The sequence below is a fragment of the Nocardia wallacei genome (assembly GCF_029868745.1).
In the GTDB taxonomy this organism is placed as follows: domain Bacteria; phylum Actinomycetota; class Actinomycetes; order Mycobacteriales; family Mycobacteriaceae; genus Nocardia; species Nocardia wallacei_B.
The window spans coordinates 1-1,307 of sequence record NZ_JARWOP010000310.1 but is presented as its reverse complement, the minus strand read 5'-3'; the positions used below and the strand labels follow the sequence as shown (position 1 = coordinate 1,307).

Here is a 1,307-nt window from a genome sequence, read left to right as displayed (position 1 = left end):
GCTCTGGTCGAAGAGGTACTCGAGGCTGTGCGGGTTCAGCTGGGGTGGCCGGGAGGGATCCTGCGGTGCCCCAAGGGCTTTCGGGTCGGGCGCGGTGGCGTAACGGGAGCGCGCGGGGCTCTCCTGAGGGATCGCCTCGGGGCCGGTGAGGCCGGTCTCGGTGTTGGCGTCGTCGCGAGGCAGCGGCGCGACGTCCGGGATCGGCGCCGGGCGGGACGGGTCCTGGTCCTCCTCCCGGGAGCCCTCCGGGTCGGCCGGGATGGGTGGTGTGTACGTGGTCGGCAGAGCGTTCGGCCGCGCCGGTACGGCGGGCTGCTCGGGGTGGGAGATGATCGGGATGGCGTCGGGCGGCGGATCTCCGCTCACCTTCGGTGCGCCCGGGATCACGTAGTCGGTGCCCGGCGGCTGCTGCCATTCGTCGGGTCGGTCTTTGCTGCTTCCGAATTCGGGTGCTCGATGCGGATCCGGGACGCTGATCGGCACATGCGGTGTGGCGTCGGCGGGTAGCGGGCCCGGGTACATGTCGGGGACGTCGTGCAGGCCGTTGTCCTCGTCGTCCTGCTGGTCCGCCCCGGCGAGCGGCACCGCCGCCGCGAACGCGGCCAGTGACCCGGGGGAGACGCCCGAGCCGGGCGGCAACGCACCGGTCGAAGCCGCCGGTCCCAGACCCTGACCCGATGGTGTCGCAGCGCCGGACGTGCTCGTCGCCGGTGACGTCTGCGATTGACCGAGCGGTATCGCGGGTGCGGTGCCGGGCGATGTCGGTGGTGGACCGCCGGGTGGTGCTCCCGCCTGACCGAGGGGTGGTGTGGTGGCCGGGCCGGGTGGGGTCGGCGGAGGAGGGCCGCCGGGTGGCGGCGTCGTCTGCGCTGGGTGGAGTGGCGCCGTGGCGGTGGGACCGGGTGTCGGTGGTGTGCCGCCGCCCGGCGGTGCTGCCCGCGTCTCGTCGAGCGGTGTTGTGGGGGGTGTGCCGCCGGGTGGCGGCGCTGTCTCCGTCTGGTTGTGCGGTGTTGTTGCCGTGGTGGCGGAGCCGGGTGGGGTCGGGGGTGGCGGGCCGCCGGGTGGCGGTGCCGCAGGTGCGGGTGGGTTGTGCTGGGCCGCAGTCGGATTCGTGTGCGGTTGGGTGTCTTGCGGTGTCCAAGGGTCGATGGGTGCGGGGGTGGTGGGTTCGTCTTGTGGGTCGAAATTTCCTGCTGCCAGACCGAATGCGGCCGCGGTCGGTGCTGCGGTTGCCGCCCCGGTGGGGGCGGGCGGGCGGGGGTGGTGATCGGGGGGAATGTTGGGTTGAACCCGGTTTGGGTGGGGCG

Annotated in this window: 1 pseudogene; it reads right to left on the bottom strand. The window is 73.5% G+C overall.

Annotation, left to right across the window (positions count from 1 at the left end):
• A pseudogene (locus tag QH470_RS28920) lies at positions 1–639 on the bottom strand (hypothetical protein); the annotation flags it as partial.
• Positions 640–1,307 lie beyond the last annotated feature (668 nt).